Source organism: Devosia sp. Z6_126, assembly GCF_058133495.1.
In genome coordinates this window covers 905504-926889 of sequence record NZ_JBYUNO010000003.1, presented here as the reverse complement: position 1 = coordinate 926889, position 21386 = coordinate 905504, and the positions used below count along the sequence as shown (strand labels likewise).

Below are 21386 nucleotides of genomic sequence, written 5' to 3'. Positions count from 1 at the left end.
GTCACCACGCAAAGGCCGAACGACGGCGCAACAGGATCCACAGGAAGAACGGGCCACCAAGAGCTGCGGTGATGATGCCGATCGGCATTTCGGCAGGGGCCACGACGAGGCGGCTCACCGCATCGGCAAAGAGCAGGAACGAGGCGCCCAGCAACGCCGTCGCGGGCAGCAGATAACGATGGTTCGGGCCGATCACCATGCGCAGCAGGTGCGGCACCACAATCCCGACAAAGCCGATCCCACCGCTCACGGCCACCGATGCGCCCGTTGCCGCCGCAACGGTGACAATGGTCACCAGTTTGAAGCGCTGCACCGGAATGCCCAAATGGGCGGCTGTTGCCTCGCCCAGAGTCATGGCGTTCAGACCCTTGGCAAGCATGGTGGAGACCCCCAGTGCCGCAATGATGATCGGGCCAGAGGCCAGCACCTTCATCCAGTTAGCACCGGCTAGCGAGCCCAGACCCCAGAAGGTCAGGTCGCGCAGCTGCGCATCGGTTGCCACATAAACCAGAACCCCGGTCACAGCTCCAGCCAGCGCTCCAAGCGCGATACCGGCCAGCAGCATGGTGGCGATGGCGGTTTGTCCGCTGCGCGTTGCCACCCGATAAAGGATAAAGGTCGTCACAAGGCCGCCGAAGAACGACGCTAGTTGCAATGAATAGATGCCCAGGAAAGCCGTAAGGGGCGCCAGTGCGGTAGTTCCGAGCACGATGACCCCGACCGCACCAAGCCCCGCGCCAGCAGAAACGCCGACCAAACCGGGATCGGCGAGCGGATTGCGGAACAGGCCCTGCATCAACAAGCCGGACACTGCCAGTGCCGCGCCGATGAGCACGCCCAGGATCATGCGCGGCAACCGGATATTGATGATCACCGCATGGTCGCGCAGGGTTTCGAGTTCGCTTGCCGGCGCCATGCCGAACCAGCCCTTGAGGATGCTCCAGGCCGACGCGCCCGATGCACCCGTGGTCATGGAGAGCATCATTGCCAGCAGCAGCAGCACGGCAAGCAACACGATCGCGGCGCGACCGAGATGACTGCGATCTCCCGGTTCCCCGCGCGGTTGGACAATGTCCGCCACCGTCATGACCCCGCTCATCATGTTTATTCTCCGCCCACCTGATCGCCGTATAGCAAGCGGGCTACCTCGGTGGCGGCGGCGGCGGCTCGCGGGCCAAAGCCAAGCAGGTAAGAACCATCGAAGCGATAAATTGCCTTGGTCTGAGCCACCGGCGTCAGCGCAATCGCCGGGTGGGACAGCAGTTCGGCATCGGTTGCAGCATGATCGCCGCCACGGTCCATCATCAGTATGGCGTCGGGGGCGGCCGAGATGATCGCCTCCTCGGTGAGTGCCTTGTAGCCGGAATAGCTGGTGATGGCGTTTTGAGCGCCAGCCAAGGCAATCATGCCATCTGCGGCAGTGCCAGTGCCGGACGCCTGTATCTTGCCGCCCTCAACCGAGAGGACAAACAACACGCGCTTCGGCTTTTCGATCGCTGCGGTCGCTTTGGCGAGCGCCGCAAACTGGGCCTGGATCTCGGCGGCGTAAGCCTGCGCATCTTCCTCGATACCGAGAGCCTGACCGACGGCCACGATCTTGGCGATGACACCCTCAGCCGAATAGCTCTCGGGAACGGCCTGATACTCCACGCCTGCATGCGAGAGCACGTCCAGCGTTTCCGGAGGCCCGCTGCCCTCGAGCACCAGCAGGGCGGTCGGGCTGACCGAGAGCACGCCCTCTGGCGCGAGCTGCCTGGGATAGCCGATATCGGGCAGGGCGGCGGCCTCGGGATAAGTGGCAGTCTGGTCGCGGCCAACAAGGCGCTCGCCTTCACCCAAGGCATAGATGACTTCGGTCAGTGAGCCCCCAATCGACACGAGCCGGGAAGCGTCGGAAAAGGCGTGTAGCTCCTGGGCCGTGGCAAGCGGCGCCACCGTCAGGGCGGCACCGGCAAGCAGGGAAACAAACAAGCTGCGCATGGTGACCTCAAGCCGCATGGGTGCGGGTGAAAGCAGGGAGCTGCTCAACGACCGTCCGCCAGGCCGCCCGTTCGTCTGTGCCTTCCTGGCGCTTGCCAAAGAACTGGATGATGAGTTCGCCCCCGGCATTGTAGACCTCGACGGAGCTGACATGCCCGTCAGTGGTGGGCTTGCGAACCGCCCAAGCGGCAGCGATCTGGTCCAGTCGCAGATGGAGATGGAAGGTCTCGTCCATGACATTGAGCCATGGGCCCATGAGCCGGACATTGGTGATCGGTCCCGAATGAATCTGGATGCAGCCCTTGTTGCCAACAAAGGCCATCACAGGGAGATCTGTGCCAGCAACCGCGGCGAACAGGGCCTCGACGGCGCTGTGGTCAAGTTGCCAGGCATAGTCTTCGCCCACCATTTCCAGCGCTTCGAGCCGCGGCAGGTTGAGCTTTCGCAGCATGGGGAAGAACTGGTGGGTGTCGGTCATGGCCGACCAGTGCTGGCGCAACTCTTCGATCCCCGCCGGCTCTCCGCCGGCCGCTTCTGCCGCGGTTGGCTCGAGCGTGATGTGGTCGGCCTGCTCGGGGTGGCGAAGATTGTCGACGAGCAGCGCCCAGGCCTCGGGATTGGTGGCGGGCCGCGCATGCACCTTGAAAACGGCGGTGCCGTCGCCATCGAAGAACTGCAACGAGCGGCGTACCGCGCCATCCTCGGCCTTTTTCTCCACCGCAAAGCCGAATTTCCAGCGCTTGGGGAACAGGCGCAGGTCGATCTGCTCGCCCAGGGTCATCGAGGCCATCGGGCCCACGACGATCTTTTCCACCGGCCCGATCTTTTCGTGCACGGCCGACTCGTTGCGGGTCAGCGCCATGATCTCGCCGCAGGCGACTAAGCCGTTGAGCAGGATCTGGACATTGGGCTGCAGGCGCAGAGTGGAGCGGCCAATTTGGGCCGCCACGAGCTCTGCTTCCGAGATGGAATGAATGCGGGCGAAATCCCGCTCCCGCATCTGGGAATGCAGGGCGCGAAGGCGGCGGATTTCCTCGGGTGACTTTGGAACTGGCTGGGTCAATTTCTTGGCCTATTTGGTCAGGATGAGCTTGTCTTGGCGGGTGATGCGGAGCCGATAGGAAACACCCTTGTGGACGATGACGATTTCGTTCGTCCCGGCGAAGAGCTCAGCACTGTTGAGCACGGTCGGGGTCCTGTCTGGGTCGGCGGGCTTTAGGGGTGGGAACATGAATTTACCGGCAGTATCAGGATCTTAGGTCATGCATTCAGCACGACCTGGGCCCCTCAAGAAAACTTGACTCACTTAGCCATAATATCTAAACAGCGCAATAGGTGATCGACAGAGTCATATTTGTTTCGTCGATTTCGAAGCCAGCCAGCGACCGCCAGCCAGCCATCAACACACATGAATCTGGAGTTTGGAATGGGGCTGGTTAGGAGCCGCGCCGCAGCACTGCTGGGCGGCATTGGGCTGGTGGCGATGACGCTACAGGGAGCTGCCGCGCAGCCCGATGTGAATGCATCCAATGTGACGCTGTTGGAGCGGCTGGTTATAGGGCTGGGCGGGGCGCCCAAAGTTGCGATCGATACGCCTCAGGCCGTCACGGTCGTCAACCAGGCCGATATCGAGCGGCTGCAACCCACTACCACCGGGGATCTGTTCGATACCGTGCCGGGTGTCACGATAGTGGGCGCCCAGCGCCAGCTTGGCGAAGCCTTCAACATCCGCGGCATCGGCACAACCGAGAATTCCTCGGACGCCGCGCGCATTGTCGTCAACATCGACGGGCAGCCCAAATTCTTCGAGCAATATCGCATGGGATCCTTCTTTGGTGATCCCGAGCTGTTCAAGCAGGTGGAGGTGCTGCGCGGACCAGCCTCGTCGACGCTTTATGGCGCTGGTGCCATTGGCGGGGTCATCAACTTTACCACCAAAGATGCCTCGGACTTCATCCGGGAAGGCAATACCGGCGCCCTGCGGCTCAAGGAGAGCTTCTCCAGCAACGGGGCGGGCACCCTTACCTCCGCGGTGCTGGCCCAACAGATCAACGAGACCTTCGAAGTACTGGCGGCAGGCAACTGGCGTCGCTCTGAAGAAATGGACCGGGCAGACGGCGCTCCCTTGGCTGGCTCGGCCTTTGACAGCCTGTCAGGGCTCATCAAGGGCAAGGCACAGTTCGGTGATAACGACGAGCAGACCCTCACGGCCTCCTACCAGCGCTTCGATAGCCGGACCGACCAGAGCCGTTATGCTCAGACCGGCGTCATGCCGTTCGATCCTTTCGGCTTTATCGATCGCGACGTCATTGACCAGACAGCCGTGGTTAAATGGTCCAACCCGGCTGCTGACAATCCCTGGCTCGATGTGAACCTGGCGCTGAGCTATTCCGATACGCTCAACATGCAGCGCAATCACCGAGCAGTACTCGACGGGCCGCTGACCAATGCCCCAGCACCCACCACTTTTGCGGACACTGACTACCAGTATCGCACCCTGCAACTGACGGGGGATAACACGGTGGAGTGGATCGGAGATGACTTCGAGAATTACACAACCATCGGCTTTCAGGCGAGCACCCAGGACCGGCTCGTCAACTTCCCCGGGGTAGGTCATCTGCCCGTCGCCAGCCATCCAGAAGGCACTGAAGACAAGCTGGGGCTCTTCATTCAGAATGAGTTCATCTGGGACGATCGGCTGACCCTGATTGCCGGCCTACGCGGCGATGGGCACGACATCACCCCGGAAACCGCCGGACTGCCAGAGCGCTCCGATGTAGCGGTTTCCCCCAAGCTTGCCGCACTTTATGCCCTCAATGACAATCTGAGTGTGTTCGGCTCCATTGCGCACACGCAGCGGCTGCCCACGATCGATGAGCTATACTCTTCGAGCCCGGTCAAGACGACGAGCCTAGATCTGCGCAAGGAACGCGCCAACACGGTGGAAGGCGGCTTTGCCATTTCAGGCAATGATTTGCTCACGAGCGGCGACACGGGGGCGCTCAAGACCACGGTGTTCTATAATCGCATCGAGGACATGATCGCCTCCAATCCCAGCCTCCGGGGATTGCCCTATTACGGCAATATCTCGGAAGCCGAACTGTACGGGATCGAGGTGGAAGCGGCCTATGACGCCGAATGGATGTTCGCCAATCTCGCTTATGCCATGACCATTGGCACAAACCTCGTCACCGGCGCTCCCCTCTCGACCGTGCCGCAATCGCGGCTGGTGGCAACGCTCGGCGGGCGCTATCCGGAATGGATGATGGAATATGGCGCGCGGCTGACCCTCGCGGAGGCTGGCGAATACATCACCGGACCGGCCGACGGTCCGGCCGACGATTTTGCGACGCTCGATCTTTTCGCCACCTGGAAGCCCGATTACGGTCCTTTGGCGGGCACCGAAATTGGGCTGGGCATCGACAATCTCTTTGACGCCGACTACCGCGAAAACCTAGCCCTCGACCGCTCCCTCAGCCGCACCTTCAAAATCAGCGTGGCGCACCAGTTCGACTACTGAGCCGTGGTATGCCAGAGGTGTATCCGGCTGACCATGCTGGTGTTTGCCTAGTCGACGCTGGTCGGGTCGCGGGCGTCTGCCGCGGCCCTAGCCCCACCGTCGGCCATTCCCCTCATTGTGGGTGGTCGGGCGCAGACCTCGATCTCGTTGTTTATCGGGGCTATCCTGTTCTCGGTACTGTCCAGCCTCGGACTATCTCCCGCATCTACAGCTCGGCTGAACGCATGCTGCTGTCCTCGGCACGCTGCGCCCAGTCGCTCTGCCACTCTCCTTCAGAGCTTGCCGGTCGCAGATTTATCCCATGGAAGCCGTTTCGGGGGGCCGAACCCGACCGGCAGGTTTTCAGATTTTGGTCGGACAGGTTGAACGTCTGAAATGGGGCGCCTCGCCGACGGTGCAGAAACGGCTGCCGGCGAAGTCGCTTGCTCAGATCTCGGTAGCCTCTGACAGCGAGAGAGCGTCGTCGACGTCCACGCCAAGGTACCGCACTGTGTTCTCGATTTTGCTATGACCGAGGAGTATCTGGATGGCTCGCAGGTTTCCTGTGGCCTTGTAGATGAGCGACGCCTTGGTACGGCGCAGAGAATGGGTGCCATACTCCTCAGGCGTTAGTCCGATGGCCGTGACCCACTCGTCTACCAGCCTGGCGTACTGGCGGGTGCTCAAGTGGCCATTGGCCACAACTCGGCTCGGGAACGCGAAGTCATCAATCGTGCCCCCGCGTCGCTCGAGCCAGGCAAGTAGGCTGGCTCGTGTGTCAGCAGTGATCTCGAACTGGACGGGCCTCCCCGTCTTCTGCTGGATCACCATTGACCGTGACCGGATGGCCGGTCCTGCCACGAGTGTGCCGATCTTGATCTTCACGAGATCGCAGCCTCGGAGCTTGCTGTCTATCGCCAGGTCAAAGAGTGCTCGGTCTCTCATCCTTCCTTCTCGGTCAAGGAAGAAGCTGCCGGCCGGCATTCCAGGCAGGTCTCCCTGCAGCAGCAGGGTCGTACTGAGAGATACCCATCACATTTCTCCTTCGGCCAAAGCGGCCGTGCAGAGAACGACTATGGCAACGTGACCGGCGTCGGATCTGGGACCCCATTCCAGCCGATAAATGGACTTATGCAAATTCCGAAAAGCAGACATGTCTGACAACAGATGTAGCTACGCGGTCGGCCGACGGTGGAAGTTAGTTCACTATCGAATCCAGATTTGAGGTGGCCTGGGGTCCGGCCACGGCGCGGAGCCAAACTGGGCCGCCGCCTTCCTTGATGTGTCGTGTTTTTTGGTTATATTGAATACACGCCAAGCATGAGGAGCCTTCCATGTCCCGCACTACGACCACGACGACCATGACCGTACGTCTGAGCGGTGCGCTCAGCGATTTCGTCGCGGCCAATGTCGGCGAGAACGGCTCCTACGAGAACATCAGCGAATATGTCCGTGACCTGATCCGGCGAGACAAGGAGCGGGCCGAGCAGGAGGCTTTCGACCGGCTGAAGGCCGAGCTGACCCGCGCATTCGCCGCGCCCGAGACCAGCTACGGGCAGCTGACAGCGGCCGAAGTCATTGCTCGCAACCGGGCCTGACCGGATGGCGATCCGGGTTCAGGAGGCGGCATCACTCCGCCTCGATGACATCTACCGCTATACGCGCGACCGATGGGGCGAGGTTCAGGCCGATCGCTACATTACCGGCATGTTCCAAGCGTTCGAACGGATCGAGGCGCATGGCGTCGCCTCAAAGCCCATCCCGGCAGAGTTCGGCGTCGAAGGGTTCTTCTTCCGGTACGAGCACCACTTCGTTTATTGGCGCCGACTGTCCGACGGCGATATGGGTATCGTCGCGATTCTGCATGAGCGCATGCACCAGATCGACAGGTTCAAGGAAGATTTTCGCGACTGAGACGGCAGGCGCCCACGCCCACATTGCTTGCACGGGCCGTCGGCGGCTTCCGCTGGTGGAGAAGGTTCGACGGTAGGCCCATCCCCTCCGCCACTTTTCATAAGTGGTCGTTGAGAGGTCCGCCTGCCGTCCGGGGCCACGTCCCGCGGAGAATGCCACCTGGTTGTAGATCTTAGGGGTGAGCAAGGAAGCGGTCACTCCACACGTAACGATTGACCACGCAGCTCCGAGACCCACCTGTTGCAGCCTCCTTGCAGTGGGAAAGCTCACCGATGCAGAACCAGTGGTCCGACGAACAAGTGCTGTCGCACCTCAGATGGGGAGGCGTTCCTCTTATCGGTGAGGCTAGCGAAGCGCGGGTGTTCGACATCGGCGGTGATCGAGTTCTAAGATTGGTGCGGCCCGGCGGGCAAGCAGGCGCTCAGCGGACGCGTGCAGAACTCTTGCAGAAGATTTCCGCTGCGCACACGGCGGCAGCCTTCAGAACACCCAAAGTGATCGACATCTTCAACGTCGGCGGGCGCGTGGCGGTGATCGAGGAAAGGCTGACCGGCATAACGCTGACCGAGACCTTGAAGACTACTCAAGGTCGATCTCGCGATCGCCTGGTTTGCAGCTATTTGGACGCAGCGGCATCGATAGGCGACATCCAAATCCACATGCCCTTCTGGGGCGATTTTTTTGCGCCGCCCGGCATTCGTTCCACCACCTACAGCGAGTACCTCATTGACAAGTTGCGCAGCGTCTAGCTCGTCGGTGGGCCTTTGGCCGAACTTGTCATGGTGGAGCCCGGAGAAATGCCGGACTGCTCGACCCCTTCCTTGGTGCACTTCGATATCTTCCCTGACAACGTGTTGGTGGAAGGGGGCAGTGTCAGCGCCATAATCGACTTCGGCCCCTCATCCAGGATGGCGGACAGGCGTCTCGATGTTTGGTCGGCAGTCGCTTATCTCGACCACGAACTTTCTCCGTTGGCATCCGAAGATGACAGAGGCTTGGCTCTCGAATGGCTTAGGTCCAAGGGCTTGGATAGCGACTATCTGAGTGCCAAGCGATGGATAGCCAGTTGCTGGTGCTTTGCGCACGACGATCCCGCCGTCCGGTCGTGGTGCCGGCGGGTGTTGTCCGCTTAGTCTGAGCATCACCCATTTGCAGACTGGCAGAAAACCACCCCATGGTGGCCGTTCTAGTGCGCCGAACCAGAATGGCTGCTTTCAGGAGCTTGATCGGACTGGCTGAACGGCAGGAACGGGGGCGCGTCTCTGCCGCTGAAATTTTTGCAAGCTGTCTTGCTCGCTTGCTAGCAAGACAGCTTGCAATATGACTGGACTAAATGTCTGCTTGAATTTTAGCCAGCAAATCTCCCACAGCTTCATCCAGAAGCCCTTGCAGGTTTGTGCGACGGTCCAATGCCACACGATGCAGAAGATCACGACGGTCGCGAGACAGCCGGTAGCAGATTTGCGCCCTTCCCTCGATCGGCTCCAGGAGGTCTTCAGCGATGGCGGTGGCACGCGGTTTGGCCCGGTCACCCATTACTTTCCTCCCGGCGGCAGAGAGATGCCCGAAGGCGCTCGTAGTCCTCACGCGCGGGGGCTGTCTCCTGCAGGTCTGCAATGGACATTCCTCGGGCAATGAGCTCAGGGTGGATCTGGCGCTGAGTGATTTGATGCGACCAAACAAGAGCGCCGGCCTTGGTCAAGCGCGCACGAGCGGCTTTGACTGCAGGAGCCAGTAGACCCTGGCGCTGGGGAGGTGCCGCAGTGAGTGCGACGAGCGGGTCGGCACCAGCGCGCTGCACAATGCCTACCCATTCAAGAGCGAGAGTGATGTCGAAAATGTTGGGTCTTGCGACAATCAGCGAAAGATCGGCACTGCCCGCTATCAAATCCGACCCGCTATAACGCGCAGGTGCATTGTCGATAATGACCAAGTCATATTTGGCTTTGGCGCGCTCGATTAGGCCAGGAACAGAAGTGATCTCCGTGCTGTGGACAGAGAACGATCGGTTTTTGCTCGACTGGTACCAAGCGCTCGAGGAACGCTGAGGATCCGCATCAAGAACGACTGTGCGGCGCCCTTCAGCGACCGCCAAAGCTGGCAAGAGCCAGGCCGGTCGTCGTTTTTCCGGCGCCACCCTTTCCCCACAGGGCAAGGACGATTGGTTTGGTGGTTTGGGTCATGAATTCTCCTTTCCCCGATACTCTCGGAGAAAAGCTGGCAAGCAACAAAACGTGCGCGATACGCAGGTGCTATCAAGCTCGCATGCCCGATTGATAGCCTTGGTCGCAAATCCGGTCGTCTATCCTCTGGCGACAGTGGATATGCCAGCCGATAGAGACTGCTCACGGCCCGCGCCCAACGGCGATCCTTGTCCATGGCCAAGACCGCGCTTGTGATGCACCACGTACTAGACGCGCCATGGGACCCCTTCATATTGAAAGGGGAACGCGTGGCACATCACGGGGAGCCTGCGCGGCAGCTCGCTGTTTGTTACCCGACAAGCCGGCGTCCAGGAAAGCTCGCACTTGATCGCCGGACAAAATCTTCGCCGTTGTGAGGTGCTCTGCGAACTTGATTGCAAGATCGCGCTCCGCCTCCAGCATAGACACGGCGCGATCGAGCAAGGCCGCCAAGTCCGACGCAACTGCCTTGATGGTAATGGTCGACGGCATTTTAGATACGGCAGGACCATAAAGGAGCCCCTGCCCCAATGCCTGGCGCTCGTATGCATCGATCAGCAATCGCGTCGCAGCCTCAATGTCGCTTTCGGATCCGCTATTGGCACCGCCGCCGAGTGCAAGATCAGCCGCACGACCGGCCAGCATCACCGTGGCCATATCATGGATATGGGACAGCGTTGGCACGATCGTCGGCAGCACGCTGGTAACCTGGCCACTAATTGAGGCGTTGGGGATAATGGAGACCATCTCGACCGTATGGCCGAGCCTATGGGCGACCAGAGCGTGCCCAACCTCATGGAGCGCAATGGCGCGGATATCGGCAGGCCGACGGCCGTCGTTGGGCGTCACCTGTGCGACGACATCTTCAATCGCGAGCACCCGTTGTTCAGTGCGCGCCGCGGCGCGTGCCTCACGAACCCAGCCCTCGACGCGGGCCGGCGTTGCACCAATGCTCAAATGGGCCAAGACCATAAGATCGGCATCTGCAAGATCCTCTTTGAGGTGAAACCTGAGCAGCTCGGCCATCTCTTCACGGCTTTGAGGCGCACGAACGGTGACCCGCTGCTGGAGACGGCGGACGAGCGCAGCATCCAGGCGCTCGACGTAGTTCGTGGCGCCGAGGAGCAGCACGCGCGCGCCCGATGCGCGCAGGCGATCAATTTCGGTCAGCATCAACGTCACGACAGGTGTCCACCAGTCACGCCCCCGCGCATCCAGGTTGGCGCGATCCGGTAGTGCGTCGAGTTCATCCAGAAAGGCAATCGCAGGCTGGGCGGCAATCGCTGCATCGATGAAGCTCTTGAGGTTACGAGCAACACCACCAAGCGCACCATCCCCGGTCGTGAACCACGAGCCGACTGAACTATCGACAAACTTCCAACCCGCCGTGCGCGCAAGGCTCCGCGCTAGAAGCGTCTTGCCAGTTCCTGGCGCACCTTCCAACGTGACATAGGGCAAAGCGCTGGGAGGAAGGCTTCCATCAGCGACAGCAGTTAAGTCATCCAGTGTCGTGTCAGCCCAGCGACGCAACTCATTCACGAGTGGGATTTGGGTGAGCAGCGGCACATCGAGTTCAGCACTCTGCGTCGGCGGCACAATGGCGCGTTTCAAATTGGCGACGCATTCGCGCGCCGAAATGCCCGGGCGGATGGCGCTGATGACCGACGGCAGTGGCACTGCCGCCATCTCAGCCGTGACACCACGGGCAATACCGCCAGTCACCTTGCAGATTACCTTGCGCAGCGCTGGGACGGTAAGTGCTCCAATCAAGATAGTCACGTCCGCCGCAGCCAGTACCGCCGGATCCAGAGTTCCGGCAGGATCATGGGAGATGAAGAAGAGACAACGGCCACGCTGAAGCATGGGCAAGGCATCGGCCCCAACCAATCGTTCTTCTTTCTTCCGGCCGGTGCGTTCAAGAACGGCGCTGATCGAAACGTTATCAGAGAGCTTAGCGACGCGCCGCACCAATAGCTGCGACCACTCAGGATCGGGTACGGCGAGGATAATGGCGCTCGATCCACGCGCAATCAGTTTGCGCGCTTTTGCCGTGAGTGCCTTGTCCAAGGCCATCTCGATCAGGCAATCGGCAGAGCTGGGCAGTGCCTCGGTCAAAGCGTCGAGGTCCCCGGGGTTGAAGTCGTCGTCGTCGATATCGTGTTCGGCCATCACAGGCAGACTCCATGCGCCAGAGAACGCGCAGGCGCGCGCACTCCGTCGGATCAATAAGGATGGTTTGTTTGGGCTGAGGGCTCAGGCGGCGATCAAATCCGCAGTATTTGGATCGAGCCCGCCATGGGGATCAATGGGCTGCCAGCTATCGCGCGTCCTCCCCTTTGAGCCGACACAGAACTGGGCGACGCCACTCCCACTCCGAAAAATCAGATCGCGGGTGGTCACGAAGCTGCGGCCTTCGGCCGAGAGCTCGAGCAGGCCAGCATGCAGCCAAGCGGAACGCTGGAAGCGTGTGCTGCTATTGGCGCTCGCGGCGGTCTCGATGCGCACATCGGAGCCCTGCAGCAAGATCCAGCGATTGTCGTCTTGCCGGGCGGCCAGAGCAACCAGACCATCGTCAAAGCACAGCTCGAGCCGCTCACCCACAGGGATCTCGTTAAAAGGGCGCAATGGCCCCACGCGCCCAGCTTCATTGCGTGGACCAGCAAGGACGGCCCGAGCTGCGCCCCCGGTGAACAGGAGGCCATTGTGGCGCAGCGTCAGGCATGCTTGAGCGAGGAAAGCATCGATCTCGCTATAGCGCTGTGCATCGATGGCAGCGCCAATCGGAAGCTCGTTCATGACGGGATAGGCACGCGTCGCCTGCACACGGGAAAAGAACATGCGTTCTGCGGCAAGCACATCGACTTCAGACAGGCTGCCGTTTGCATCGGTGATGACGACAATGGTCTTGATATCGGCGATTGGCTGCTGACCGCCAGCGACACGGGCTGCGACCGATGCGCTTGCGCCGATATAGACCTGGCGTTCGCCAATCAGCGCGTAGATCCCCGGGCGCTGTAGAGCGCCGATCTTGCCAACGCTACGGCGCGCTTCAGGTCCTGCCACGAACACGGTGGGAGTAAGGGGCGAGGCCACCAGCTGGTCGACGCCCGAAGGAAGGGGCAATTTGCCTGTACAGCCCTTCATGCCATCGACGCGGTGGATAACACCAGTTCCGCAGGAGCCCGCATCGATCTCGCTGCTCGCAAAGCTCGGATCGCGATCCATAGGCACGCGGCTTACAATGGCGTTTTCGTCGATTACGCCAGCATAGTCGATGACGAGAATACCAAGATCCACCATGACCAACACGGCACCTGCGGGATCGGGGTGATCGGCCAGGCCACCGGCAATGTCGCCAAGAGTGGCGCTGCCGGTCTCATCGACGATGCGCAGGATCGTAATCTGCGTCGAGCCGGACAACAGTGCGTGCTGCACCAGGCCAGCGGACAGAACCGGCGGGGAATAGTTCATGGAAGAGGAATAAGGCTTGCTCGGCGCGTCCGCGCCGTTAGAAAAGGCTTTAGCCATGTGACACCTGGTAGTGCAGGGTTGCATGGTCAGGTCGACAGGTGGTTTGCACACCCCTGTCGGCCGCTCCTTGCACAGAGCGTTTCAGACCATATCGGGCCGTTTGGCGCCGACATGTGCAAGATGAGCATCCTAGTCCCGGTTACAAGTCTTGCCTCGATCGCATGGTTAACACCGGACGAATCTACTGGTAACGCAGGCACCAGTAAAAGCCGAGTTCCATACCGTCACCCGAAGGGAATGCAACTTTACGACGGCAAGGAAAAGCAAGAGCAGGGCCCAATGTCAAAAAGGCTTGTACCATATCTGGGGAAGACTCGAGCACGGGCATTGCCCGTCGGAGAATAGCCCCGGGCAGAGAGCCAGAATTGCCGCTCCACATCCTCGGATGCATAGAGCAAGACGCAATTTGCATGGTCTGTTGATTGGCACCGAGATCTGACCCTCTAAGGGCAGAAATTTTCGCTGAGATTTGGCTCTGTCGCATATTTGCTGAAGTGGGCTCCTATGTTACGCCCATCAGTCGTGCCTGCAGCAGATCGAGTTTTGCACGCCCGTACATCTGGCGTTTGATGAGTTTCAGGCGCGTGATCTGACCTTCGGTTTGTCCATTTGACCAGGGAGAGATGATGGCGTTCCTGACCGCGTCAATGTCCTTTTCGACACCGTTGGCAAACGAGCTCACCAGGCTGGTCTTTGCCGCCTGCAGCCATGCATCCAGCCTTGCGGCTGTTTTCGAGCGGATCATCGACTGGAAGTCTTCAAGACAATATTGAAGGTGGCGTCGCAAAAGGGCGGTCGGATACTCTCCATCCATAGCCGCCGCGCCGTCGACGAAGTGCTCGGCTGCCTGGCCGACGAACCCTCCTCCGGCACTCCTATCCTTCATTGGTTCTCCGGTTCTCAGGCACAGCTGAAGCGAGCCATAGACCAAGGCTGCTGGTTCAGCTGCGGCCCCGCCATGCTGCGCTCGGAAACAGGGAAAGCCATTGCCGCCCGTGTGCCCAAAGGACGAATACTCACCGAAACGGATGGTCCATTTGCGCTGGAGGGAAGCCGCCCCCTCCAGGCCAAGGACTCTTGGCAGGCCGTAAGCATGCTTGCGGAGATATGGAAGATGCCGCAGCAGGAGGTTCAACTCATCCTGAAAACTAACCTCAAAGCCTGGTTCTTCCGGAGACTTGATGATTGCAGCTGGCGTGGTTGCGAGGACTTCCGTAACTTAGGCGAGCCGATGGCGACGTAAGATCGCCGGTCTCTAGGTCGATACGGGGGAAGTTGGCCAGGCCTTGCTGACGGAACTGACCACAAGACAGGTGCGCCTTCAGGAACTCTTCGACTAGCGTCAAAAGACGGCAATGGGGTTGGCGGGCCGCGATTGCTCGAATTGCAGATTGCCGGCAGCTTCTCCAGCCTCGGATCCTGAAAGCCGCCGGTCTGGTAACGGCCCCCAATCCGTCCAAATTACGCCGATCCACTATCTTCCGCGCCAAGGGCCGGATACCGGCGCCCACTTGACCCCCATGGCGGGGCGGATTTTTCAGCATCGTCGTCCCTTTGTCTTGCTCCTCTGGAATATCAAAGGACGCCATACACTTTCAAAAAAACCGTGGAGTAATTGAAGAAGGCATGGTAAATACCGTGGAGTAATATGCAATTTTCCGAAGTTTTGCTATGGCTTCAACGAAAACCCTGGAACGGTACCGAGAGGAAGCGCTTAAGAAGATCGAGAGGGCTCAGCGGCAGTCCCCGGACCTTCGGCCTCTCGAGGCCCTGTTCAGATACGTCGGAGCGTACCCTGAAAAGTTACCAAGCGGCACTGCAGGACTATGGCGCCAACAACTTCGCATGGCGGTCTTAGAGGTCGTGAAGGTTGATCCGCGTACCTTCAGCGAGCGCCAGGTTGCCGGCTTCCTAACGGATATGGATGACGCCGTTAACGCACTGCGAGGTCGACCCAGTGCTCAGCACACGGCGAGCAAAAAGTGGAAGGATCCGCCCAAAGCCGAGGTTGTGAAAGTGTTCGCCCGACTGAAGGAGCGCTCGCTGAAACTCGATCGGGTCAGGATGGCGGCGGCGGCATTCTATTGCGTACTTATGCCACGCCTAGGTGCGCGGCCGGTGGAGTTGGTTGGAGCCACAGTCGTTGCAGGGCATCTCGTGTTACCAAACGCAAAGCGTGCGGTTGGGCAGTCTAATTATCGTGGTCTTGATGTGCGGCATTGGCACCTGCCGCACCGTGTAGCGCTCGCTGCACTGCTGGACATCGTTACCAGCGAGGTCGAAGAGGGTGGGTATGAAGCTTGGCTAAGCATTCTTGCGGAAATACTCGCACGAGCTTGCGAGGCAGTCGAGGTGAGGCGGCTTGCTCCTTCTAGTTTTCGCCACACAGCTCTGTCCACGTGGGCTGCCGCAGGTTACACGACGGAGGAGATCGCGCGCATGGCCGGGCATTTTTCGCGCCGCAGCCCATCTCATTACATCCGCACTGCCGCCGCATGGGGACCTGAAGACGCCATAGTCACACCGCCCGCAGCATTGGATCACGCTGCCAGTCTCGAAGAACGCATTAATCAGTCGGTTGGCCAAGAATTTGATCTTTCTCCCATGCCGCAGCCCGTTAACGTCTCTTCGGCCCCGGATGCGTCGAAAGCTTTGTGGGATGAGTATCGACGGCGCTCAGAAGATCAAACCAGAGCGCTGGATGAAGCTGTTGCCTCTGTCATGTCTCAGCGGGCACGGCACGCAGGAGATGATGTCGTCCTCGAAGAAGAGCACGAGCCGGGCGGTCGCCAACCATCCAGGTGATTGTCGTGGTCAACCTTTGGTGCCTCTTATTCAGCACACTTCGGACCGTGAAGTGCAGGGGAGGGCGTATGGCGTCCGGAAACGCCATACGTTTGTTGAGCGAGCCCTTGCGCATACCCGATGTTGGCTCTGCCGAAGCGTTGACTTGCTTAGCCCGCTCGGTGGTCGGAGCAGCCAAGCGGCACTCGGTGCTTAAGGAGGCACGCTTATCGTGGTAGGCGCCGTTCAGACCTAACTCTTGCGCCGAGTTTTTGCTGCACCCGGCCCGAGGCGAGCCCATGCTTCAATCCAAGGCTGGAGGTCGACTGAAATAGGCAGCCGCTCGATGGCTTCTCGCAATTCCGCGATCGGCGGATCTTCATCATAGCGGCTCCGTTCGCCTTCTCGACCACGCTCGCGCTCTCGGTCACGCGCTCCCGATGCGTGGCCACTTAGATAGTCAACGACACCCTCACGAACGCCCGCCGTGAGGAGGTCCGTAATGAAGCGGTGACGAAGCGGATGGTAGGCGCCGTCCGACTCGGTGTTGTTCTTTCGAATAATGACGATGCCGATGTCGTCGAGCACCCTGGCAAAGCGCTTGCCGAGCGCGTCGCCGAACTTGTCTGACTCGCCTGTGTCTGCAAGGTCAGGAAACAGTCTCTCGTTCAGATCTCGCCCTTCGACCATGGCCTCGACAAATCCCAGCGCAAGCAGCCAGCTATGAAGAGGCACATACCTCCTCGGTGGGCCGTTCTTTAGCTTCAAGTCATGCGCATGAAGATCGAACACCCATATCCCGTCGATGATCCGAACATGGCGAACGCAGAGTTGCGCAAACTCTTCGCGACGCATTCCGTGCAGTAGAGCGATCGGGAAGCCCCAGTACAGACTGTCTCTGATGATTATCAAACCAGGAGCATTGTAAAAATACTCCGACTTTCGGCCGAGCCAGACTGGGTGTTTGGCGATCTCTTGAATCTGCTCCGGTGAGAAAGCGGGTCGCTCTTGGTTGGGTTTTAGACCGGTCACTGATAGGCCGGTGGGAAGGGTCAGATTATTCCAGAACGGCCGTGTATCTTCGGGCAGTTCGTCATTGTCCATCGCCCAGACAAACACAGGAACAATTGCGCTCATATGCCGGTTGATGGTGGTGTTGCTGATGCGGACGTAATTGCCTTTGGCTTTGGCAATTGCAGTTTCGTCGTTGAGCTTGCCCGGCGACCAAATTTTTGCCCACTCAGCATGTGCCTTAGCCTGTGCCTGCTCGATGATTTCAAGAATCGAAAGGGCCTGTGAGGCCTTAGACTTCCAGTAGACTTTTGGGACCTGCTGTAGCGTCGACCGAAAGGCTAGGAAGTCAGCACGCTTGTAGGCACTGATTGGTCGGTCGCCGACGGCTTCAAGCCATATGCGTCTGCTGGACCGCACCTCATCATCGTAATCATCCCCGACCTCTTTAGCGGCAATGCGGATTGCAACGCACTTGTCCATCAGCGCTGAGAACGGCATGACGCTCGTATCATCAGTGTCGGAGGACAGGGAGGGCGCTTGATCCGTTGTTTTGCGCCATGAATTGGGCATAGTCGTCATCGCGTTCGCAGCGATACTCTGGCCGTCTACTGAAGTCGGCGCAGTCACTGGGTTATCAAAGCGCGTCACCTGGGTAGTTTGGTCGAGACCGAGATGAGCTTCCAGAGCGAAAAGCCGCTCCTGCCACTCTCCCACAGGAAGCCCTTTTCCACCCAATGCGAGGCCGTGCATTGAGGCCGTTGCCACTGCAGATTTGAGATAGTGCGTAGCCAGGCCAAGGCTAAGCGCACGGCCACCGGTCGCAAGAACGGCTTGATCTTCTCCCGTCGCCACGCCCGCGGACCGGGCAGTGTCGGTGACGAAAGCGGTATCGTAGACGCTAATGCCTTTGCCAACTTGCTCGATGATACCGATCGCAAGCTCCGCCCACGCCGTGGCCTGTTCTCTCGGGTCAAGTAGGGGGCGGCCATATCGCTGGACGTCGGTCGCAGCATCTACGGCATCATCCTCGCGCCAACCCGCAAGAGCAGTTTGGACAAGCTTTGTTAGGTCTGCGCTTTTCAACATAGGGTCGGACTTGGCACGCTCAAAGAAATCGTCGACTTCGACTGCCAACCTGCGGCCAAGCCGCTCTGCCAACCGCGAAGACATGACGCCAAGTCTGTAACAGATTTCCGTGGATGCAAGCCTTTCCTGCAGAAACTCGGGCACCTTCCGGCGGAAGTAGGTCACGCGTCCCTTTAGGCGCGTATAGTGTCCAGTGCGCATGTCGAAACATGCTCCAAATGAACCGGATCGACAGCTTGAGTGGGTAATTCGCTCCCCAGCGACTTCCCACGTCGAATCGAATCTGGTGGCCAACTCGGTGGCCAAACTGGTGGGAAACCACGCAGTGGGGCCGGCGACGTTGGCACTAACTTGCCGGGAACAAAGAGTTTCGCTGAGAGATTGGCTGGGGAACCTGGATTCGAACCAAGATTGACGGAGTCAGAGTCCGCTGTTCTACCGTTGAACTATTCCCCAATGCGCAAGCGGCATCGGTGGGCTGTGAGCGAGCCCGGCGCTGGGAGGCTGGCGGGGCGGGTGCTCGGCTGGCTTCGGGGCGGCTTTTAGCACATTGGCGGTGGTGATCAAGGGGCTGTGGCCGATAAAGCAGCGGGAAGTGGATAAACCTAGCCGAGCCAGGGGCTGAGCCAAGGGGGAAGCGGCACCGAGCAGCTGATTTTAGGGTAGATAACTGGCCAGCAGTGCCCACCAATGGCGGCTGTCCGCTCCGCCGTTGTGGGCTCTTGCCATGCTCCTTTCGGGCGCTTAGACCCTTTGCAGGGACTTGGCGCCCGGCTTGAGCGCCGCAAGGGTGGGGGCCACAAAGGGACAAGGGCGAGGTCGATATCCTTACCTCCCTAAAGAGGATAGCGCGCCAGCAACAATCCTTGCCATTGCGCTTGGCCGCCCCTTGCACTACCTTGTCCGGTGACACGCAATAAACAGTGCCCGGGCGCGTCCGGAAAAGCCGGACCGGCGACCGTGCACGCAGGAGTTCACAGTGACCGATCCCGATCGGTCCGCTGCAGCGCCGTCGCTTGCCGACGATGCGCCATTCCGTTCCCGGCCAGCGCAGGGCCAGCCGGGCAGGGAAGAGGGGGCCGGTGCGCCTCCATACCCCTCGGAACAGCGGACATCAGCCGCACCTCCACCTCCCCGCCGGCATCGGGGCACCATCTATGCCGCTCTCGATCTCGGCACCAATAATTGTCGGCTCCTGATTGCCCGGCCCCATGATGGCGGCTTTCGGGTGCTGGATGGCTTTACCCGCATCGTGCGACTGGGCGAGGGCGTTTCGGTGACGGGCCGGCTTGGCGATGCCGCGATGGACCGCACGGTCGAGGCGCTGCGCCATTGCCGCAACAAGCTGCGCGAGCATCAGCCCGCCCGCATGCGCCTGATCGCCACGGAAGCCTGCCGGGCGGCCGAGAATGGCCCCGCCTTTTTGCAGCGGGTCAAGGATGAGCTGGGGATCGAGCTTGAGATCGTCGATCGCCGCACCGAGGCCGAACTGGCCGTCACCGGTTGCGCCGACCTCATCGATGGCGGGGCACAGGGCGCCCTGATGTTCGATATCGGGGGTGGCTCGTCCGAACTTGCCTGGCTCGATTTCCGCGGCGGCCGCCCCAAGGCCACCGGGCGCATGTCCGCCTCGATCCGCTCCTGGCAGTCGCTGCCGGTGGGCGTGGTGTCGATTGCCGAGCGCTTCGGGGGCGTGGATGTGACCCCGGCGGTGTTCGAGGCCATGGTGGGCTATGTCGCCGAGCAATTGCGCCAGTTCCGGGGCCGCGAAAAGCTGCGCCAGATGATCACCACCCATCCCGTGCACCTGATCGGCACCTCGGGCACGGTGACGACGCTGGCGGGGCTGCATCTGGGGCTGGAGCGCTATGAGCGGCAAAAGGTCGATGGCTTGTGGATGAACCGCGCGGAGGTGGATGAAACCATGCGCGTGCTGCTCAATATGCCGTTCGATCGCCGGGTGGCTCACCCCTGCATCGGGCGCGACCGCGCCGATCTGGTGCTGCCGGGCTGCGCGATTTTTGAAGCCATCCGGCGCGAATGGCCGGCCGAACGCGTGCGGGTGGCCGATCGGGGCCTGCGCGAAGGGATCCTGATTTCGCTGATGGATGCCGACAAGACCCGAACGCGCGCCTCGCGCTATCCGACGCGGAGAAGCAGCAATGGTTGACAAGGCACTGGGTACGGGCGGGCGCAAGTCCGACAAGGACCTCAAGATCCGGGTCAAATCGGCCAAGGGACGCAAGGTTTCTTCCACCAAATGGCTCGAGCGGCAGCTCAATGACCCCTATGTGGCGCGGGCGCGCGCTGCGGGATATCGCTCGCGGGCGGCGTTCAAGATCAAGGAGATGGACGAAAAGCACCATCTCTTCCGCAAGGGCATGCGCGTGGTCGATCTGGGTGCGGCGCCGGGCGGCTGGTCGCAGGTGGCGGCTGCGGCGACAGGCTCCACCGACGCCAATCCGCTGATCGTGGGGATCGATTACCTGGAAATGGATCCCATTCCGGGCGTGATCCTGCTGCAAAAGGATTTCACTGACGACGATGCGCCGGCCATGCTGATCGAGGCGATGGGCGGCAAAAAGGCCGATCTCGTGATGTCCGACATGGCCTGGCCCACCACCGGCCACCGGCCGACCGATCACCTGCGCATCGTGCACCTGATCGAAATCGCGGCTGATTTTGCGCTGGATGTGCTGGCGCCGGGCGGCACGTTTGTGGCCAAGGTGTTCCAGGGCGGCACCGAGCATGAGCTGCTGCACATGCTCAAGCGCCACTTCCGCACCACCCAGCATTCCAAGCCACCGTCCAGTCGTTCCGACTCGGCGGAGGCTTATCTGCTGGCCAAGGGTTTCAAGGGGCGCCAAGCGCCCGAGGCGGCGGCGGAAGACGACGAGGACTAGCCTCTTCGAGGGCACGGGTGCTGGCATGGCTGGCGTCGGCCACGACCCAGGCGGTGGCGCCCAGCATCACCGCATCTTCCACGAGGCCAGTCGTGGTCTGTCCATGGTCGCGCATGGCCGCCATGCGCGCGTTAAAGGTGAGATAGGCTGCGGCGAGAGCCCCGGCCGCGCCCAGCAACGCCCCGGTATAGCGCTGTTCGCGCGGGGCCAGGGCCATGCCGGTGATGGCGCCCGTGATCGCGCGGGCGGCCAGGCCCGGCGCAATGATCCGGTCGGGTGAGGAGGGCAGCTTGTCGCCCAGCAATTCGCCGGCGGCGAGCGCGACCGTGCCCGCAACCACCAGGGGATGACCCAAAAAGGGCGGGGCGCCGTTATCGGCGGGCAGGGCACCGCGATTGGCGGCAACGGACACGGCCGCAAGGGGGCTCAGCGCCCGCATGCCACCGGCCATGCCGATCAGAAGGGAATGAAACAAGCGCAGAACTCCGTGGC

Annotated in this window: 18 protein-coding genes, 1 tRNA gene and 2 pseudogenes; 9 read left to right on the top strand and 12 right to left on the bottom strand. The window is 60.8% G+C overall.

Annotated features, from left to right (window positions below; translation table 11 throughout):
* Position 1: 1 nt before the first annotated feature.
* Genes AC3YOG_RS16710 through hemP form a run of 4 tightly spaced genes read right to left on the bottom strand, consistent with a single transcriptional unit; the run spans position 2 to position 3166 of the window.
* Complete coding sequence (locus AC3YOG_RS16710; protein WP_489935883.1) at positions 2–1102, bottom strand: FecCD family ABC transporter permease; 1101 nt, start codon at positions 1100–1102, stop codon at positions 2–4.
* Between the two features lie 2 nt (positions 1103–1104).
* Positions 1105–1980 carry a heme/hemin ABC transporter substrate-binding protein gene (locus AC3YOG_RS16705; protein WP_489935882.1) on the bottom strand — a complete coding sequence of 292 codons (876 nt, stop codon included), beginning with the start codon at positions 1978–1980 and terminating at the stop codon, positions 1105–1107.
* Positions 1981–1987: 7 nt separating this feature from the next.
* Positions 1988–3043, bottom strand: coding sequence for a hemin-degrading factor (locus AC3YOG_RS16700; protein WP_489935881.1), 1056 nt, complete (start codon positions 3041–3043; stop codon positions 1988–1990).
* A gap of 9 nt (positions 3044–3052) precedes the next feature.
* On the bottom strand, positions 3053–3166 hold the full coding sequence (hemP, locus tag AC3YOG_RS16695; protein WP_489935880.1) for a hemin uptake protein HemP: 114 nt from the start codon (positions 3164–3166) through the stop codon (positions 3053–3055).
* A 240-nt stretch (positions 3167–3406) separates the two neighbouring features.
* On the opposite strand from hemP, the gene AC3YOG_RS16690 reads away from it, so the two are divergent.
* Entirely contained in the window at positions 3407–5500 is a 2094-nt protein-coding gene (locus AC3YOG_RS16690; RefSeq protein ID WP_489935879.1) for a TonB-dependent receptor domain-containing protein, read from the top strand.
* 426 nt (positions 5501–5926) lie between these two features.
* Here the strand turns inward: AC3YOG_RS16690 and AC3YOG_RS16685 are convergent.
* Positions 5927–6512: pseudogene (locus tag AC3YOG_RS16685) on the bottom strand (tyrosine-type recombinase/integrase).
* 301 nt (positions 6513–6813) lie between these two features.
* On the opposite strand from AC3YOG_RS16685, the gene AC3YOG_RS16680 reads away from it, so the two are divergent.
* From AC3YOG_RS16680 to AC3YOG_RS16665, 4 genes are all read left to right on the top strand, one after another.
* Positions 6814–7077 (top strand): ribbon-helix-helix domain-containing protein, encoded by a 264-nt coding sequence (locus AC3YOG_RS16680; protein ID WP_127753252.1) that lies wholly within the window; start codon positions 6814–6816, stop codon positions 7075–7077.
* A gap of 4 nt (positions 7078–7081) precedes the next feature.
* Positions 7082–7393 (top strand): type II toxin-antitoxin system RelE/ParE family toxin, encoded by a 312-nt coding sequence (locus AC3YOG_RS16675; RefSeq protein WP_489935878.1) that lies wholly within the window; start codon positions 7082–7084, stop codon positions 7391–7393.
* A gap of 272 nt (positions 7394–7665) precedes the next feature.
* Entirely contained in the window at positions 7666–8142 is a 477-nt protein-coding gene (locus AC3YOG_RS16670; RefSeq protein WP_489935877.1) for a protein kinase family protein, read from the top strand.
* Positions 8143–8172: 30 nt separating this feature from the next.
* Entirely contained in the window at positions 8173–8526 is a 354-nt protein-coding gene (locus AC3YOG_RS16665; protein WP_489935932.1) for a phosphotransferase, read from the top strand.
* 196 nt (positions 8527–8722) lie between these two features.
* Here AC3YOG_RS16665 and AC3YOG_RS16660 read toward each other — a convergent pair whose 3' ends face one another.
* The 4 genes and pseudogenes from AC3YOG_RS16660 to AC3YOG_RS16645 all read right to left on the bottom strand — a co-directional run.
* Positions 8723–8929 carry a hypothetical protein gene (locus tag AC3YOG_RS16660; RefSeq protein WP_489935876.1) on the bottom strand — a complete coding sequence of 69 codons (207 nt, stop codon included), beginning with the start codon at positions 8927–8929 and terminating at the stop codon, positions 8723–8725.
* Positions 8930–9825: 896 nt separating this feature from the next.
* Complete coding sequence (locus tag AC3YOG_RS16655; RefSeq protein ID WP_489935875.1) at positions 9826–11745, bottom strand: AAA family ATPase; 1920 nt, start codon at positions 11743–11745, stop codon at positions 9826–9828.
* A gap of 84 nt (positions 11746–11829) precedes the next feature.
* Complete coding sequence (locus AC3YOG_RS16650) at positions 11830–13104, bottom strand: DUF4357 domain-containing protein (protein ID WP_489935874.1); 1275 nt, start codon at positions 13102–13104, stop codon at positions 11830–11832.
* Between the two features lie 505 nt (positions 13105–13609).
* Positions 13610–13861 (bottom strand): annotated as a pseudogene (locus AC3YOG_RS16645) (transposase); the annotation flags it as partial.
* A 21-nt stretch (positions 13862–13882) separates the two neighbouring features.
* Between AC3YOG_RS16645 and AC3YOG_RS16640 the strand changes: the two are divergent.
* The gene (locus tag AC3YOG_RS16640; RefSeq protein WP_489935873.1) at positions 13883–14350 is read left to right on the top strand and encodes a TatD family hydrolase; all 468 of its coding nucleotides are present in this window, start codon (positions 13883–13885) and stop codon (positions 14348–14350) included.
* 602 nt (positions 14351–14952) lie between these two features.
* On the top strand, positions 14953–15912 hold the full coding sequence (locus AC3YOG_RS16635; protein WP_489935872.1) for a hypothetical protein: 960 nt from the start codon (positions 14953–14955) through the stop codon (positions 15910–15912).
* A gap of 231 nt (positions 15913–16143) precedes the next feature.
* Here the strand turns inward: AC3YOG_RS16635 and AC3YOG_RS16630 are convergent, their stop codons facing one another.
* Both AC3YOG_RS16630 and AC3YOG_RS16625 read right to left on the bottom strand, forming a co-directional pair.
* Positions 16144–18156 carry a hypothetical protein gene (locus tag AC3YOG_RS16630; protein ID WP_489935871.1) on the bottom strand — a complete coding sequence of 671 codons (2013 nt, stop codon included), beginning with the start codon at positions 18154–18156 and terminating at the stop codon, positions 16144–16146.
* 217 nt (positions 18157–18373) lie between these two features.
* Positions 18374–18447 (bottom strand) — tRNA-Gln (locus AC3YOG_RS16625).
* Between the two features lie 523 nt (positions 18448–18970).
* On the opposite strand from AC3YOG_RS16625, the gene AC3YOG_RS16620 reads away from it, so the two are divergent.
* Positions 18971–20161, top strand: coding sequence for a Ppx/GppA phosphatase family protein (locus AC3YOG_RS16620; protein ID WP_489935870.1), 1191 nt, complete (start codon positions 18971–18973; stop codon positions 20159–20161).
* Complete coding sequence (locus AC3YOG_RS16615) at positions 20154–20894, top strand: RlmE family RNA methyltransferase (RefSeq protein WP_489890829.1); 741 nt, start codon at positions 20154–20156, stop codon at positions 20892–20894. The genes AC3YOG_RS16620 and AC3YOG_RS16615 overlap by 8 nt, the downstream gene beginning before the upstream one ends.
* Here the strand turns inward: AC3YOG_RS16615 and AC3YOG_RS16610 are convergent.
* Positions 20845–21369: a DUF4126 domain-containing protein gene (locus tag AC3YOG_RS16610; RefSeq protein WP_489935869.1), complete on the bottom strand. Its 525-nt coding sequence runs from the start codon at positions 21367–21369 to the stop codon at positions 20845–20847. The genes AC3YOG_RS16615 and AC3YOG_RS16610 overlap by 50 nt on opposite strands.
* Positions 21370–21386: the final 17 nt, after the last annotated feature.